Origin of the sequence: Acinetobacter sp. UBA1297 (genome assembly GCF_002307755.1) — a bacterium.
Taxonomy (GTDB): domain Bacteria; phylum Pseudomonadota; class Gammaproteobacteria; order Pseudomonadales; family Moraxellaceae; genus Acinetobacter; species Acinetobacter radioresistens.
In genome coordinates this window covers 252,518-268,272 of sequence record NZ_DBUF01000026.1, presented here as the reverse complement: position 1 = coordinate 268,272, position 15,755 = coordinate 252,518, and the positions used below count along the sequence as shown (strand labels likewise).

11 protein-coding genes are annotated in these 15,755 nt (G+C 44.1%); 8 read left to right on the top strand and 3 right to left on the bottom strand.

Features of this window, described 5'->3' with window-relative positions:
• Positions 1 to 152 precede the first annotated feature (152 nt).
• Positions 153 to 1,994, bottom strand: coding sequence for a long-chain-acyl-CoA synthetase (locus B3R63_RS11685; protein WP_005016836.1), 1,842 nt, complete (start codon positions 1,992 to 1,994; stop codon positions 153 to 155).
• A 215-nt stretch (positions 1,995 to 2,209) separates the two neighbouring features.
• Positions 2,210 to 5,722 (bottom strand): Rne/Rng family ribonuclease, encoded by a 3,513-nt coding sequence (locus B3R63_RS11680; RefSeq protein ID WP_286731302.1) that lies wholly within the window; start codon positions 5,720 to 5,722, stop codon positions 2,210 to 2,212.
• Positions 5,723 to 6,465: 743 nt separating this feature from the next.
• Between B3R63_RS11680 and B3R63_RS11675 the strand changes: the two genes are divergently transcribed.
• The 8 genes from B3R63_RS11675 to B3R63_RS11640 all read left to right on the top strand — a co-directional run bounded on the left by B3R63_RS11675 (position 6,466) and on the right by B3R63_RS11640 (position 14,763).
• Entirely contained in the window at positions 6,466 to 7,404 is a 939-nt protein-coding gene (locus tag B3R63_RS11675) for an RluA family pseudouridine synthase (RefSeq protein ID WP_005405747.1), read from the top strand.
• A gap of 139 nt (positions 7,405 to 7,543) precedes the next feature.
• Complete coding sequence (locus tag B3R63_RS11670) at positions 7,544 to 8,233, top strand: HAD-IA family hydrolase (protein ID WP_017400689.1); 690 nt, start codon at positions 7,544 to 7,546, stop codon at positions 8,231 to 8,233.
• A gap of 408 nt (positions 8,234 to 8,641) precedes the next feature.
• Positions 8,642 to 9,439, top strand: a complete 798-nt coding sequence (locus B3R63_RS11665) for a 2-keto-4-pentenoate hydratase (protein WP_005405857.1) — start codon at positions 8,642 to 8,644, stop codon at positions 9,437 to 9,439.
• A 24-nt stretch (positions 9,440 to 9,463) separates the two neighbouring features.
• A complete protein-coding gene (locus B3R63_RS11660) occupies positions 9,464 to 10,360 on the top strand; it encodes an acetaldehyde dehydrogenase (acetylating) (protein WP_286731264.1) in 897 nt (298 codons plus the stop codon).
• A gap of 12 nt (positions 10,361 to 10,372) precedes the next feature.
• Positions 10,373 to 11,392 (top strand): 4-hydroxy-2-oxovalerate aldolase, encoded by a 1,020-nt coding sequence (dmpG, locus tag B3R63_RS11655; protein WP_017400691.1) that lies wholly within the window; start codon positions 10,373 to 10,375, stop codon positions 11,390 to 11,392.
• A gap of 102 nt (positions 11,393 to 11,494) precedes the next feature.
• A complete protein-coding gene (locus tag B3R63_RS11650) occupies positions 11,495 to 11,953 on the top strand; it encodes a hypothetical protein (RefSeq protein ID WP_005023200.1) in 459 nt (152 codons plus the stop codon).
• Between the two features lie 387 nt (positions 11,954 to 12,340).
• Positions 12,341 to 13,633 (top strand): OprD family outer membrane porin, encoded by a 1,293-nt coding sequence (locus tag B3R63_RS11645; protein WP_286731261.1) that lies wholly within the window; start codon positions 12,341 to 12,343, stop codon positions 13,631 to 13,633.
• Positions 13,634 to 13,905: 272 nt separating this feature from the next.
• A complete protein-coding gene (locus tag B3R63_RS11640) occupies positions 13,906 to 14,763 on the top strand; it encodes an alpha/beta fold hydrolase (RefSeq protein ID WP_151828701.1) in 858 nt (285 codons plus the stop codon).
• Between the two features lie 61 nt (positions 14,764 to 14,824).
• On the opposite strand, the gene B3R63_RS11635 is transcribed toward B3R63_RS11640, so the two are convergent.
• Complete coding sequence (locus tag B3R63_RS11635; RefSeq protein WP_286731258.1) at positions 14,825 to 15,505, bottom strand: DUF1345 domain-containing protein; 681 nt, start codon at positions 15,503 to 15,505, stop codon at positions 14,825 to 14,827.
• Positions 15,506 to 15,755 lie beyond the last annotated feature (250 nt).

Genomic DNA, 15,755 nt, shown 5'->3' with positions numbered 1-15,755 from the left:
ACCAACTGAGCTAACGACCCGTATTTTCTTGATGGAGCGTATTGTAGCAATTTATTTTTCCAGCACAAGCAAAAATTAAATTTTATTGCTTTAGTTGGTTAGAAATAAGTCGCCTGCTGTATTTTTATACGAATACGCTCTTTTTAGTCTATTTAGAAACGATACTGGTAGTCTTGAATACTTTGGTAAATCTCCATACTAATATCTTTATAGCCAGAGTTGCCTGGAAGTAAAACCAATAAACGATCGGTGGTCTTATCGGGATGAAACGCTTCTTCCTTCAACTTGTTTTTCTGGTATTTAAAAGTACCGGTAGTTTCTACTTTTTCCTGTACACGTAAAAATACCGGAACTGCGTAAGCAGGAAGATGTTTTTTAAACTCAACGACCATTGCAGTAAGATCATGCTCATCAAGTGCTTCGCCAGCTGCCAAAGTAATAGCTGCCATTCCCGCACGACCATTAGTATGGGGAATTTCTACCCCATAGACGACTGCTTCAGCAATTTTAGGATATTCTGAAACGATATTCTCGACTTCAGTGGTTGAAACATTTTCACCTTTCCAGCGGAATGTATCCCCTAATCGGTCTACAAACTGGGCATGGCGAAAGCCGATATGACGTACCAGGTCTCCAGTATTAAAATATTGGTCGCCCTGTTTAAAGACATTTTTTAAGATGACTGACTTGTTTTTTTCAGGGTCTGTATAGCCATCGAAAGGGGAGCGACGGGTAATTTTTCCAAGAAGTAAACCTACTTCTCCTTTTTTTACTTTCTTGCACCAGCCATGCTGATCACGTACCGGTTCATTCGTTTCTTTATCAAATTCAACGATTGCATAAGGAGTTGGAGAAAATCCAACTGTATTGTCGAAATTGAAAATATTACTAAAGCCGACATTTCCTTCGCTTGAAGCATAGAGTTCCAGAATTTCCTTTACGCCAAAACGTTGCTTAAATTTATCCCAAATATTTGGACGCATGCCGTTACCAATCATTTTTTTAACCCGGTGGCCTGTTTCCAGTTCAGTGGATTCTGCATCCATCAGATAACGGCATAATTCGCCTACATAGCCAATGGCAGAGGCATTATATTTATGCACATCTTTCCAGAAGCTTGAAGTTGAATATTTGCGCCGTAGGGCCAGAGTGGCTGAGCCCGCAATCACACCACACCAGCATACAACAATGCCAGTCGCATGATAGAGCGGTAAGGTTACGTACATGACATCATTCGGTTTGAGATCAAGTACATGACCATAAGTGCCATAAGCCAGAGTCCAGCGGCTGTTGGTGAAAATCACAGCTTTTGGCAGGCCGGTTGTACCAGAGGTATAAATATAGAATAGACCATCTTTACCCTGTACGGATTGGGTAGTGGCTACATTGAATTTCGGAAAATTCTCAATTTTTTCTGCCAGATTTTGATAATGCTTTGGTGCTTTACCAACATCTGCACGTGTTGCCTGATTGGCAAACCAGTAAAACCGGTCTTCTGGTAAGAGAATATCTTGACGAATGTCATCAATTGCACTGCGAACTTCCTCACCAACAATCAATGCAATCGGTTTAACCAGATTAATGCTATGAGTTAGCACTTTCCCTGTTTGTGAAGTATTGACCAGAGCAATCGTTACTCCGATTTTGGCCAGTCCCAGTACAGTTGCGACCAGTTCAGAGCGGTTCTCCACCATGACAGCAATCACGTCACCTTTGCGCGCACCTATCGAGAGATAATAGTGTGCGATCTGGTTGGCCCATTCATTCAAGGCCAGATAAGTATATTTTTGATCTTCAAACAAGAGAGCATAACCACGCGGGTTACGTTTTACCGCTTTTTCAAAAGCTAGCCCTAGCCCCGCAGGGGTGTCAGGTGTACGGATATAAGCCTGTTTCAGACCAGTCAGAAGATGAGGTACTTTCGCTATAAACTGGGGTAATTTCGCAGCGACATCGGTAATACTGATGAGGTCGCTCTGTTGGGTTTGACTCATAACAATCCTATATTATTTTTTGATTAGTCCCGGTAAGGTCTGGGTCGACTAGGGTTCAGCTGAACTTAAACACAGCTTTAAGCTTCCCATGCAGCTATACAAGTGTTTTTTAATCTGTTCAGTCTAGTGCATTCAACCTAATTCAACAAAATTATCAAAAAAAACCTAGCCACCGAAATGACTAGGTTTTTTTTATTACGAGTAATTGTGCAAATTTACTCGGCTGTAGGTGTGGCCTTTTTCGGTGGACGGCCACGTGGGCGACGCGGACGGGCCGGTTTATCCTTATCGGCAGTAGTCGTCTTATTGTCTTCGGCAGTTTCTTCTACTGAAGCTTGTGCCGGTTGCTGATCAGCCGGCTGAGACTTTTCTACTTTGCTCGGTTTAGGTGCTTTCTTTTCTGCTGGCGCAGCTGGTTCGGCCGCTTGCTGAGCCTGTGCTTCTTCAACAATTGCACTTGGCGAGGCAGCAGCAGTTGCTTCAGACATAGCTGCAGCAGTCTGAATTGCCGGATCCTGCGCCTGAGTCTCAGCTACCACTTTGGCATGGTGAGATGCTGCATCTGCTGCGTCCTGCTCAGTACCGACTGAAGTTGTATCTGCTTGAGTATTTATTTCTAAATTTACATGCTCAGCAGGATTTTCCGCTACAGGATTTTCAGGCTGTACAGTTGCAGGCTGCTCTTCTGCCTGAGATGATGCTGAAGCTTTACTCTGCTCTAATGCCTGCTCTGCAGCAAGTTTAGCCAGACGACGACGTTCACGCGGATCGTTTGCTACACGCGGTGTCGCATTCTGGGAAGGCGTCAGTGGTAAAACTGGCGCTGGTTCCTGTTCCTGAGCCGGTTTAGCCATAGGCGCGGCAGCATCACGGGTAACAGGCGTTTTTTCTACAGGTTCAGTGCGCTCTGTTGTAGTGGTTACTGAAAGGGTACTGATGTACTGTTCAGTAAATTTCAGCAAAGCACGATTGAATGTTGGCACCAGTCCGAACTGTTCAATCAGTACCGTACAGTCTTCACCATAAACATGACGGATCAGACTACCTACAGTGTACTGCGCCAAGAGTGGCACTTGGGAAGGGCTAAGCTTTGGTAGCACTTCCTGCTGTGGTTTCTGCTGTGAGCCACCTTGCTTGCGACGCATACGCGGATCATTACTGGCACGGCGTGGTTGCTCTTCAACTTTGGCTTTCGCTTTTGCTTCAGCCGGGGCTGGTTGAGCATTTACAGCTTCTTTCTTGGCTGGAGCAGCTGGCTCAGGTTTTACTTCAACCGGTGCCTCTTCTGCATTTACAGTTGACGCTGTATCTGCAGAATTTAGCGTTACGATTTCACTTTGACCCTGATCAATATTGATTACCAGTGCAGTAGCAAGAGCTTCATTGTTTGGGGTTTCAATGACATCAACTTTTACCTGGTTGCTATCTGTCACTGCAGCAGGCGCGGCAGCTGCCACAGGCTGCTCATTCAGCACGCTTGGATCACGATAACGGTTCGGGCGTGGTGGGCGTTGCTGATTGCGGTCGCGGCGTGGTACAGGGTATGACTGCTCAGACTGCTGGCTTTCTACCTGATGTTCCTGCTGAGGTTGACGTTTCTGCTGTTGACGTTTCTGATCACGCTGTTCCTGACGTGATAACTGAACTACTTCCTCATGAACCTGAGTTGAAGTTTCAGATTGCTGCTCACGTGGTTCACGGTTTCTGTCACGATTATCGCGATCGCGACCATTACGTTTTTTGTTATGACGCTGCTGGCCTGAAGCTTTTTCTTCTCTTTCGAGTGGTTGTGCATCAGTTTTTGCAGCGCTATTACCTGCCGGTTGTGACAGATAAACATTATTGGCAGCAACTGGCGCAACTACCGTTTCTGGTTGTACTGCTACAGCAGTATTATTGATCTGGCCAAACTGGCCCCGGCTAACTGCACCTGTATTCACCATCTGTTCAATTGCAGCAGCGGCATTGTTGGCTGTACGCGAATGATCTACCGTGTGTGCCTGTTTTTGTACAAACAGGTTTTCCAGCCACGCACATGGACTGCTAGTTGCAGTTTTTGCGGCAGGCACTTGAGCAGGTTGTTGCGGGGCAGCAGCCTGAGGCTGTGCTTTACGGTTTTGTGGTTTACCTGGCTTGTCAGCTGGGGCAGCCGTGCTCTGTCCAACCTGTTCAGCTTCTTCTAGATGCCAGTCGGCAGATTCATAACCTAGGTTTTTTTCACTCGAACGCGTAGCTTCAGTACGTTCATAGCTGGTCGGTGCAAAACCTTCAGGGTTATATGAAATTTCGTAATGTGGAGTTTCCAGGTGTGGATGTGGAAGTACAGTGACACGTGTATTTGAAGTTTGTTCCAGATAAACCAGGCTATGACGTTTTTCATTGAGCATGAAGGCCGCGATTTCTACTGGCACTTCAACCTGAACTTCACCTTGACGTTCATGTAGCGCAATCTCTTCAACTTTACGCATGATAGACAGCGACAGTGAACGCAAGTCACGTACCATACCTGTACCATGACAGCGCGGGCAGACATAGCCAGTCGCTTCTTCTAGAGAAGGGCGCAGACGCTGACGGCTCATTTCCATAAGACCAAAACGTGAGAGCTGGCCAAACTGGATGCGGGCGCGGTCACTCTGGGTAGCTTCACGTAACTTGGCTTCAACCATGCGCTGGTTACGGTCACGAGTCATGTCAATAAAATCGATCACGATCAGACCACCAATATCGCGAAGGCGTAATTGACGGGCAATTTCTTCAGCCGCTTCAAGGTTGGTCGAAAGTGCTGTTTCTTCTACATCATGACCACGCGTTGATTTTGCCGAGTTGATGTCAATTGAAACCAGCGCTTCAGTCTGGTCAATTACAATTGATCCACCTGAAGGCAGTTTTACTTCACGTTCATAAGCGGTCTGGATCTGGCTCTCAATACCGAAATGTGCAAACAGAGGCTCATTTAAAGTATAAGTTTTTAACTTGTCCAGCTGACGTGGCATGACTGCTTTGACAAAGTTATAAGCTTCATTGTAAGCCTGTTCTGAATCAATCAGGATCTCGGACACATCATCACGCAGATAATCACGGATTGCGCGTGTTACTACACCAGCTTCCTGATGTACCAGCATTGGAGAAGGGCCTGAATTAGCCGTACTCTGAATCTGGGTCCACAGGTCAAGCAAATGCTGTAAATCGGTTTGCAGCTCTTCCTGGCTGCGACCAATACCTGCCGTACGGACAATTACGCTCATGCCGCGGGGTACATCTAAAGAAGCCAGCATTTCCTTGAGTTCTTCACGGACTGCACCTGAAATTTGACGACTGATACCACCACCTTTCGGATTATTCGGCATCAGAACCAGATAACGGCCAGCAAGAGAGATAAAGGTAGACAGTGCCGCGCCTTTATTGCCGCGTTCTTCCTTTTCCACCTGGACCAGAAGCTCGGTCCCTTCAGTAATTAGTTCACGGATGTTTGAAGTCTGGCGCGAGTCAGCCTTGAAATAGGAATTTGCAATTTCACGCATCGACAAGAAACCTTGACGATTTGCTCCATATTCAACAAAGACAGCTTCAAGAGAAGGTTCTACACGGGTCACATGACCTTTATAGATATTAGATTTCTTTTGTTCACGGGTACGATTTTCGAGATCAAAATCGTATAGACGGTGACCAGTGACAAGTGCAACGCGTACTTCTTCAGCATGTGTTGCATTGATCAACATACGTTTCATGGGTGTAACACCTAATAGTGATCCACACCAACTTGTCGCAATACCGTTTCTGCGAACATCGAACATGACGGGATCAATGCTCAGATCTCAAAAAACAGATTGTGGTCTGAGCTTTTTTTACCGGCCTGCATAGGGCTGCGGTCTGATTCGCGTATTGATGTTGGCAATACTGCTTTAATCTTTTAAACGATCAAAGTTTCCTGTGCGTTTCACTGGCGGACAGGCGGTGCATTGGATGATAACTTTCACTGTCACAAAGCTTGAAGATCCCTTCTTTTTAAGAATCTTGATACGGAATAATCATCGTATCGGTGCGTTATGTGCAGATCCAATGCATCACGCTTTAGCCTGAAGACGACATCAGGAGGCGACTTGTCTGATGTGTATCAGTTTACGTTTAAAAGCCAACTTGTGCTGGCGACATATTTTTTTTAGACAAACTGATTTATGTGCACAGGCACAATTTAACGCAACAGTTTGTCAATTTACCGATATAATAAGCCTTCGGCGTCGGCATATTCTTTTAGGACCTTTCCGAGCTTGGGGTGAAATGCAAATTCTGGTTATTATTCAAAAATATTGAAGATAACCTCATTTCGATCACTTACGGCGGTATCCGTGCGCTGACTATATCAAACCTTGCATCATCTGCCTATGGGCTAAGCTTATGTTTCTTGTGAAACCACTAGCCTGAATGATCATTTTTTATTCAAATTCAACAAATTTCGAGTCTTGGTAACTGTATGAATTCTACACAACAATGGCAAAGTGTCACATGGTTTGAAGTGGATGAGCATCAAGCAGGTCAGCGGATTGACAATTTTCTGTTTAGCCGGCTTAAAGGCGTACCCAAAAGCCGCATTTATCGGCTCATTCGTGAAGGCCAGGTGCGGGTCAATAAAAAGCGCATTAAAGCAGAAAGTAAGCTTGCAATTGGTGATCAGGTTCGTGTCGCTCCTATCCGTTTTGAGCCCAAAGATGAAACACCGGTACCTGTTTCTGACAAAGTCGCTCAAGGTCTGCTAAGCCGTGTAATTTATGAAGATGAAGGCCTGATGGTGGTCAATAAACCTTCAGGTATAGCAGTACATGGTGGTAGCGGTGTGGCGTATGGCCTGATCGAGGGTTTGCGTGCAGCGACGGGTAAAAAGTACCTGGAGCTGGTTCACCGGATTGACCGCGATACCTCAGGCCTGGTCATGATTTCAAAAAAACGTAGTGTGTTAAAAACCCTGCAGGACCTGTTACGGGAACATAAGATTAAAAAAACTTATGCGGCAATTGTGAAAGGGCAGGTCAGTCTGGATCAACAGCTCATTGATGCTCCTCTATACCGTTACGAACTGGCCAATGGCGAACGGCGTGTACGGGTTTCTAAAGAAGGGAAAGATTCTAAAACTCAATGGAACGTAGCAGAACGCTTTATGCACGCGACACTGGTTTATGCATCTCCGCTATCGGGTCGTACTCATCAGATTCGTGTGCATGGCTTGAGTATTGGGCATCCATTGGTAGGTGATGATAAATACGGGCATGAAACAGAATATAAAGGACCAAAACCACGTCGGCTCTGCCTGCATGCCATGCGTCTGGAAATTCCTGGCTATCCGACTATTGAAGCACCTTTGCCGGAGGATATGCAAAGTCTGGTTGCACAGCTTCGGGCGCAGAAGAAGGATTGAGGAAATATTTTTCTGATAGCCTAAAGCCCTTGAACTGAATGATGGAGGGAGTTGGTCTCCTTCCAGGCGGGATTATTATAAGATCTTGCGGGCACACTTTACCTGTACCGGATAACTGTTTTGGAATCTAGAGAATAATATGAAAAAACCTGTAGAACTCATCATTTTTGACTGGGATGGTACTTTGTTTGATTCAGTCGGACAGATTGTAGCAAGTTTACAATTTGCTGCACGTCAGTACCAACAACCTTTAACCGACGAGGCTGCTAAAAGTATAATCGGACTGGGTCTGCCTGAAGTGGCGCAGTGCCTTTTCCCTGCAGTTCCAGAATTACATCATGATATTTTACAGTGCTACTCTGAGCACTACGTGGCCCATTCCAAGACAGATGCCTGGTTTGAGGGTGTAGCTGAGATGCTGGACGGCCTGAAACAGCAGAATATTAAACTTGCGGTTGCGACTGGTAAAAGCCGTAAAGGGCTTGATCGGGTTTTAGCTCAGACCATGAGTCAGGAACTGTTTGATATAACCCGGGCGGCGAGTGAAACGCGTTCTAAGCCTGACCCCTTAATGTTGGCAGAAATACTGGAATATACCGGTGTTGATGCCGAACAGGCCATTATGGTGGGAGACACCTCTTATGATCTGGAAATGGCTAAAAATATAGCCATGCCACGGGTCGGAGTAGGTTATGGAGTACATAGCAAGGCAATCCTCGCACAGTTTGATCCTTTATTTATCGCAGATGATGTGAGTGCTCTAAACCGTTTCTTGCAGCAGTATATAGCTGATCAGCAAGCAGAACCTGTCATGGAGCTGGAAACCTAGACCGGCAGCATGAAAGTCTCGATTGCTTTTAACAGATATAGTTTGGCTATCGAGCCCAATGTATTTCGGTTTAATTACACATAAGCACCTGGTCATTTAGTCAGACACTACATAGCACCTGACCAGGCATTTTCCTCATTCCTATAATATTTTTTATGTTTATTCACATACACATTTTTTTAAAAGCAATAATAGTCTTTAACTATAGCAATAAATAAAATAAGTATTGGCATTCATTGCTGCTTTTTCCCATTCTTAAACTGTCTATATATACCTGCTTTCTGGAATGGTCCTATCCAGCCACTGTGCTGACTGATCTGTTTTCTTCAGATTTATTTTTCCTTGATGCACAGACGAGCTTCCATCTGAAACGGTATTTGAACAATCTTTGCAGTTAAGGGAACTTTGATGTCAAATTCTGCTGTCGTTGAATCAGTGGCTTTAGCACTTTATCAGGCTGAAACTACTGTCCAGGCTATTGCCCCGATCCGTCCGGAACTGGGTGGTGAAAATGCTGATGTTGATATCGCATATGCGGTACAGGATGTAAATACTGAACGGGCACTTGTCCAAGGGCGCCGTCTGGTCGGTCGCAAGATTGGCCTGACCTCTAAGGTTGTGCAGGCTCAGCTTGGAGTTGATCAGCCAGATTTCGGGATGCTATTTGCCGATATGGCGTATGGCGATGCTGAACTGATTCCTGCCGGCAAACTAATTCAGCCAAAAGTAGAAGCAGAAATTGCATTGGTAATTAAAGAAGACTTAACCAAAGAAAAACATACCTATGCAGACATCATCAGTGCAACTGATTATGCATTGCCCGCGATTGAAGTGGTCGATAGCCGTATCGAAAACTGGAAAATCAGCCTGATTGATACCGTGGCAGATAACGCCTCTTCTGCTGCATTTGTACTGGGTTCTCAGCCAGTTAAATTAGAAAATCTTGATCTGGTGAACTGCAAGATGGTGATGACACGCGGTGAAGAAGTGGTGTCTCAAGGCATTGGTAAAGCCTGCCTGGCTAATCCTTTAAATGCCGCAGTATGGCTGGCAGACGAGATGGTGCGCCGTGGTCGACCATTGTTAAAAGGTGACATTATTTTAACAGGTGCTTTAGGCCCGATGGTGGTAGCTCACCCAGGTGATGAATTCAAGGTTGAAATTGAAGGTTTCGGCTCTGTTACAGCCGCGTTCGCTGCTGAATAAGCTAGATTTTGAGAGAGTACATTCATGAAAAAGATTAAATGTGCAATGATTGGTCCTGGGAATATTGGTACTGATTTGCTTTATAAACTGCAACGCAGCGAATGGTTAGAGCCAGTCTGGATGGTGGGAATCGACCCAACCTCTGAAGGTCTGGCACGTGCAGCGAAAATGGGTCTAAAAACCACGGCTGAAGGTGTCGATGGGCTGCTTCCTCACGTGATCGAAGATGACATCAAAATTGCATTTGATGCCACTTCTGCTTATGTCCATGCTGAAAACAGCTGCAAGCTAAATGAACTTGGCGTACTAATGATCGACTTGACTCCGGCTGCAATTGGTCCGTTCTGTGTACCACCGGTCAACCTTGAGGCATTACTGGCTGCAGGTGAGGTGCCAAATGTTAATATGGTGACATGCGGCGGTCAGGCAACGATTCCGATGGTGGCGGCAGTATCACGCGTTCAGCCTGTTGAATACGGTGAAATCATTGCGACTGTGTCGACCAAATCAGTTGGTCCGGGTACGCGTAAGAACATTGATGAGTTTACACGGACCACTGCGGGTGCAATCGAGAAGGTCGGCGGTGCAAAACAGGGTAAAGCCATCATTATTATTAATCCGGCCGAGCCACCTCTAATGATGCGTGACACAGTTCATTGTCTGGTTGAAGGCGAGCCGGATCAGGCTGCAATCACTGAGTCAGTGCATGCGATGATCAAGGAAGTTCAGAAATACGTACCCGGTTATAAACTGGTAAATGGTCCGGTATTTGATGGTAACCGTGTATCAATTTACTTAGAAGTAGAAGGTTTGGGTGACTTCCTGCCGAAATATGCAGGCAACCTGGATATTATGACTGCAGCAGCTGCACGTACAGCAGAAATGTTTGCAGAACACGTGTTTAAGACTGTTGAAGCTTAAAGGAATACCAAAATGTCTAAGATTATTGTTCATGATATGACTTTACGTGATGGTATGCATCCGCAGCGCCATCAGACTACTGTTGAACAAATGATTGCGATTTCAACAGCACTGGATGATGCTGGCGTACCTTTAATTGAAGTGACTCATGGTGACGGCTTGGGTGGTTCATCAGTGAACTATGGTTTTGCTGCCGCAACGGATGAAGAATACTTGTCTGCAGTTGTGCCACGGATGAAAAATGCAAAAATTTCTGCATTACTGCTTCCTGGTATTGGTACGGTTGACCATTTAAAAATGGCACATGAAATTGGTGTATCTACCATTCGTGTGGCGACTCACTGTACTGAAGCCGACTGTTCTGAACAGCACATTACAGCTGCACGTAAGCTAGAGATGGATACTGTCGGTTTCCTAATGCTTGCGCACATGGCAACTCCAGCACAACTGCTTGAAGAAGCAAAGAAAATGGTGTCTTATGGTGCAAACTGTATCTATGTAACGGACTCTGCGGGCTATATGCTGCCGCAAGATGTCACTGACCGTGTAGCATGTTTGCGTGATGCACTTGATTCAGGCATCGAACTCGGTTTTCATGGTCACCATAACTTGGGTATGGGGGTTGCCAATACTGTGGCTGCGGTTGAAGCAGGTGCTGTTCGTGTAGACTTGGCATCTGCAGGTCTAGGTGCGGGTGCAGGTAATACACCACTTGAGCTATTTATTGCTGTTGCAAACCGTATGGGTATGGACACTGGTGTTGACCTGTTCAAAGTACAGGATGTGGCCGAAGATTTAGTGATCCCAATGATGCACAACCCGATCCGAGCCGACCGTGATGCGGCAACTTTAGGTTATGCTGGTGTTTACTCTTCATTCCTGTTGTTCGCTAAACGTGCTGAAGCGAAGTATGGTGTTTCTGCGCGTGAAATCCTGATGGAACTTGGTCGCCGTGGTACCGTAGGCGGTCAGGAGGATATGATTGAAGACTTGGCACTCACCATGTCAAAAGCCAAAACAGCAAGTGCTTAAGCTTTAAAAAAACAGTTTAAAAAGCGTCCAGTTCGGACGCTTTTTTATTTAAAGCAATTTCATATACACTGCTTCAATATATTCAATAAAACCAAAACAAGTATGAAGAAACTTCTGATTATATTTCTGCTGCTAAATTCCAGTATTATTTTCGCAAAAGTCCCGCAGTTCTCTGATTATCCTGCTCCAGTGTTTAAGGGTAAAAATGCGGCGATGCAACTGAATGAAAATACAAAAAATTATAGAACCCGTTTTGGCTATCTGAAAAATGAAAAGCCAAATTTTGCCGGACATTATGTTATTGACTTTTTTGGCTGCGGGACCAGCTGTATTATTGGAATTGCATTTAATGTGAGAAATGGTGCTACTCAGTTTTTACCTTCTGGTGCATTGACCGCATGTTATAAAGAGGCGAGCTTTACCGATTATGAAATTTACTACCGGGCGAATAGCCGTCTCTTTATTACTTCTGGCGGTTATGATAATGAGGAAGGCTGCTCTACCAAATACTTTATAGAACAGAACGGCCAGTTTAAGCTCATTAAAACTCAGCCTTTTTGACTTAAAGCTAACGGGTCTATACAAAATCTGGGAACTGAAATATAGAAAATATCGTTCAGATTAAAGTTATTTCTTATAAGTATAATTTAGACATATTAAATCTGAATAAAATACTTAAACTTAAAAACACTTATAAAAATTATAATTTGAGAAAAATATCTGATTCTTCTGGGCAATATGCCAGTTAGTCAGGTTTTAAATCATATCTTAATATTTATCCAGAAAAATGGCTTATTGCTAAAAGCTCTTAAATAATAATAAAAGATCATTATACTCTGTCTAAAAAATACTTTTTAATCAGAATCTTCATACTGTAGTCTGATTTTTTATCAGATTATTGTTCAGCATGATGGCGCCATTGCTTTACTTGATCAATGGATTTGAGCCATGCATTCCCACAACTTATGGATAGCACTTTTTGCTGCGGTAACAACCTCAGGAACTTCTATTACTCATGCAGATTTTACTGATAACAGTCAAGTTCAGCTAAAGCTGCGTAATTTTTATCTGGATCGCCAGATTAGCCAGCCTGATCTGAACAAGCCACAAGATTTTGGCAGCTGGTCACAGGGAATCACGCTGGACGCAAAATCAGGTTATTTGGAGTTAGGGAAAGCTCAGGTCGGCATAGACCTGCTGGCGCAATATGCATTGCGTCTGAGTAATGACCGTGGAGATAATGATTATATCATGCCTTATGATTATGCTAGCAAAAAGCAGGCCCGCGATAATTTTAAGCTAGGTATCACTCTTAAAGCCAAAGTTAGTAGCACCGAATTGCGGATCGGAGAGATCCTGCCCATGACGCCAGTAGTCTACTTTGACCCTTCACGGCAACTGTTGACCACTTACCAGGGCATATGGCTTGAATCTAAAGATCTTGATAAAACCAAGATAACATTAGGTTATCTGGATGGTATTAATGCACGATATGAAAATCAGTTGCATGATTTTAAATTGTGGCCAAATGAACTGAATACAGAAAAAAACCAGATCAAAGCGGGGGACAGTCATGGCATGATCGTAGCTGGGGTGGATTACCAGCTTAGCCCCGAGCTTGGGCTCAGTTATTTCTACGGAGACGTCACTGAAATCTATCGTCAGCATTATATTGGCGTCATGTATAACAAAAAACTAGACCAGCACAACCAGCTGGCGACCCATGTCCGCTATTTTGACAATCAGGAATCAGGAGAAGCACTATATGGCCAGATTGATAGTCAGGCTCTGTCATTAAAAGCTGCCTGGACTCATGGTTCGCATACATTAGATGCCGGTTATCAGCAAATGTTTGGTGAGCATGGTAGTCATGCTCCATTTTTTCCAACCTTGTCGGGTTGGGTCCCACAACCCTACTTGGCCAACTGGTCAGTGGCGAGTTTTATCCGTAAAGATGAAAAATCATGGAGTCTAGGATACAGCTATGATTTCAAAGAAGCTGGTGTACCCGGATTAACTGCAACAGTTCGCCACTATGAAGGCTGGAATGTAGATAATGGTAACGGGACCCGGGGTAAAGAAGATGAGAATAATCTCATCATAGGTTATACAGTACCGGAAGGCAGGCTGAAGGGCTTAGGACTGCAATGGATGTATATTGATGTGAACTATGAGCAGATTCCAGGATTTATGGATCTGGAAGAACATCGTATAGCGACAACCTATACTTATAAGTTTTAGCCACAGAGACTTGCTAGAGGATGACTTGAAACAGGCCATCCTCTTTTTGTTTACGCTATAATGAAAATACAGAATATTTAAATAAATAATTAAATTAATTTTATAAAAAACAAAAGTTTAAATTATCGTTTTTTTATTATTTGTCATCGTTATTAAGTATCAGTCGGACTTTGCCGAACATGTAATATGAATAGGTAAAAACATCAAATTGAATCTTTTGACCTGTTTTATGAATGAAGCAAAAACAGGTTAAGGCTGTACGAGGAGTAAGTATGAGCACTGTACAAATCCCTGATTATAAAACGGACCCATTTTTTGGTTTGGAAGATAAGTGGATTGAGACGGCTGAAGGTGAGCTGACCCATTATCATGAGGTGGGTGAGGGAACACCTATTCTGTTTTTACATGGTTCGGGAACTGGTGTCTCTGCTGCTGCAAACTGGTGGTTAAACCTGCCCCAGCTTGGCGAGCAGGCGCGTTGTATAGCAATTGATACGATTGGTTATGGACAGACTGTAGTGGCACCGGGCACTCCATATGGTATTCGTGCCTGGGTGGACCATGCTATCCGTACTCTAGATGCACTGGGCATTGAAAAAACTTGGCTGGTAGGTAATTCACTTGGTGGCTGGCTGGCATTCCAGCTGGCGCTCGACTATCCGGAACGTGTGCTTGGAATCATATCAATGGGCACAGGCGGTGCAAAACAGACAGCAGCACTTAAAGCGCATGCCAATCCAGTGCTGACCGAAGACGGAATCAAGAAAACCCTATCAATGTTTGTAGTCAACAAAGACCTGATTACCGATGAGCTGGTTAAGGTACGTTTTGCGTCTGCAAAAAATGATTATGCATCCGACCGTCTAATGGATGTTGTGGGCGCACGTGATCGTGACCGTTTCGAATTCCCGCTTGATTTCGAGAAAATGAAAAATATTACAGTTCCTGTACTGCTGATTCACGGGACGCAAGATGTGGTGATTCCAGTATCACGGACTTGGGATATCCTGAATGTAGTACCAAATGCGGACGCACATATTTTTAGCCAGTGCGGTCACTGGTCACAGGTTGAAAAAGCTGATGAGTTTAATACCGTTGTTAAAAACTATCTCACGGCACACGGTGTTTAACCGGTATAGTGTTTCACTTGAAAAGGATGGCTTTAGCCATCCTTTTTATAAGATAAATTATTTAAGAACCGCCAAGTAAGCCTGAAGCAACGTTGATACAAATAGCTAGAATCACGGTATTAAAACCGAATGACAGCAAGGCATGTAAGGTATTTAACATGCGCATGCGCCGATTGGTGATTTCAATGTCAGCTGTCTGGGCGGCCGTACCCATAATATAGCTAAAGTGAATAAAGTCGGGATAGGTCGGACGTTCAGTTTCCGGAAAATTCAAGCCATCATTCTGGCCCCTGGAGCGGGCAAGATAAAAGTCATGGGCATAGTGCAGGGCAAATACACTATGCATTAATAACCAGGATGACATGATCGTTAGAAATGCCAGTAAAAGATGACCAAATTTGAGCCAGCCTGTTTTAGGCAAGTCTGAAAGTTGGGCTCCGATGGCGACCATACACATGATTAAAGCCATGATGACTAAAAGCAGAATAATCCATTTACTCTCATCTTGGCGTTTTGCCTGTTCTTGCATGTCGCTATGATCTGCCTGCCACATGCGATAAGCCAGATTAGCCAGAAATAACCATATTGCTGTATTCCAGCCAATCAATAAATTGGTCGACCAAGACCAGAACGTTAACCAGAATAACAGCATACTTAATACTGCTGCTGTCAGAAAAGCCAGAAAAAATTGCGGACGATTTTTAATACCACTCATCAAAGAATGAAAAATACCGATCGTCATATATAACTCCAGTTTTTCAATTGGTTATTGTTATAACTTTAAGCTAGATTCAATTTACTATGGAGTCTGGTTGAGGTATTAGACTTAAGTTGTAATTTATCGTGAGAAAAATACAGCACTAAAATTTGGCTTTTTAAGATACGTGCTAAGTAGGCTGAAATAGTAAAAAAAGAGAGCTAGTACCTGAAAAAATATGGTTGGGTAGTTAAAAAACAGACCCTAATATTTTTTAAAAAAATAGTAGGGTGAA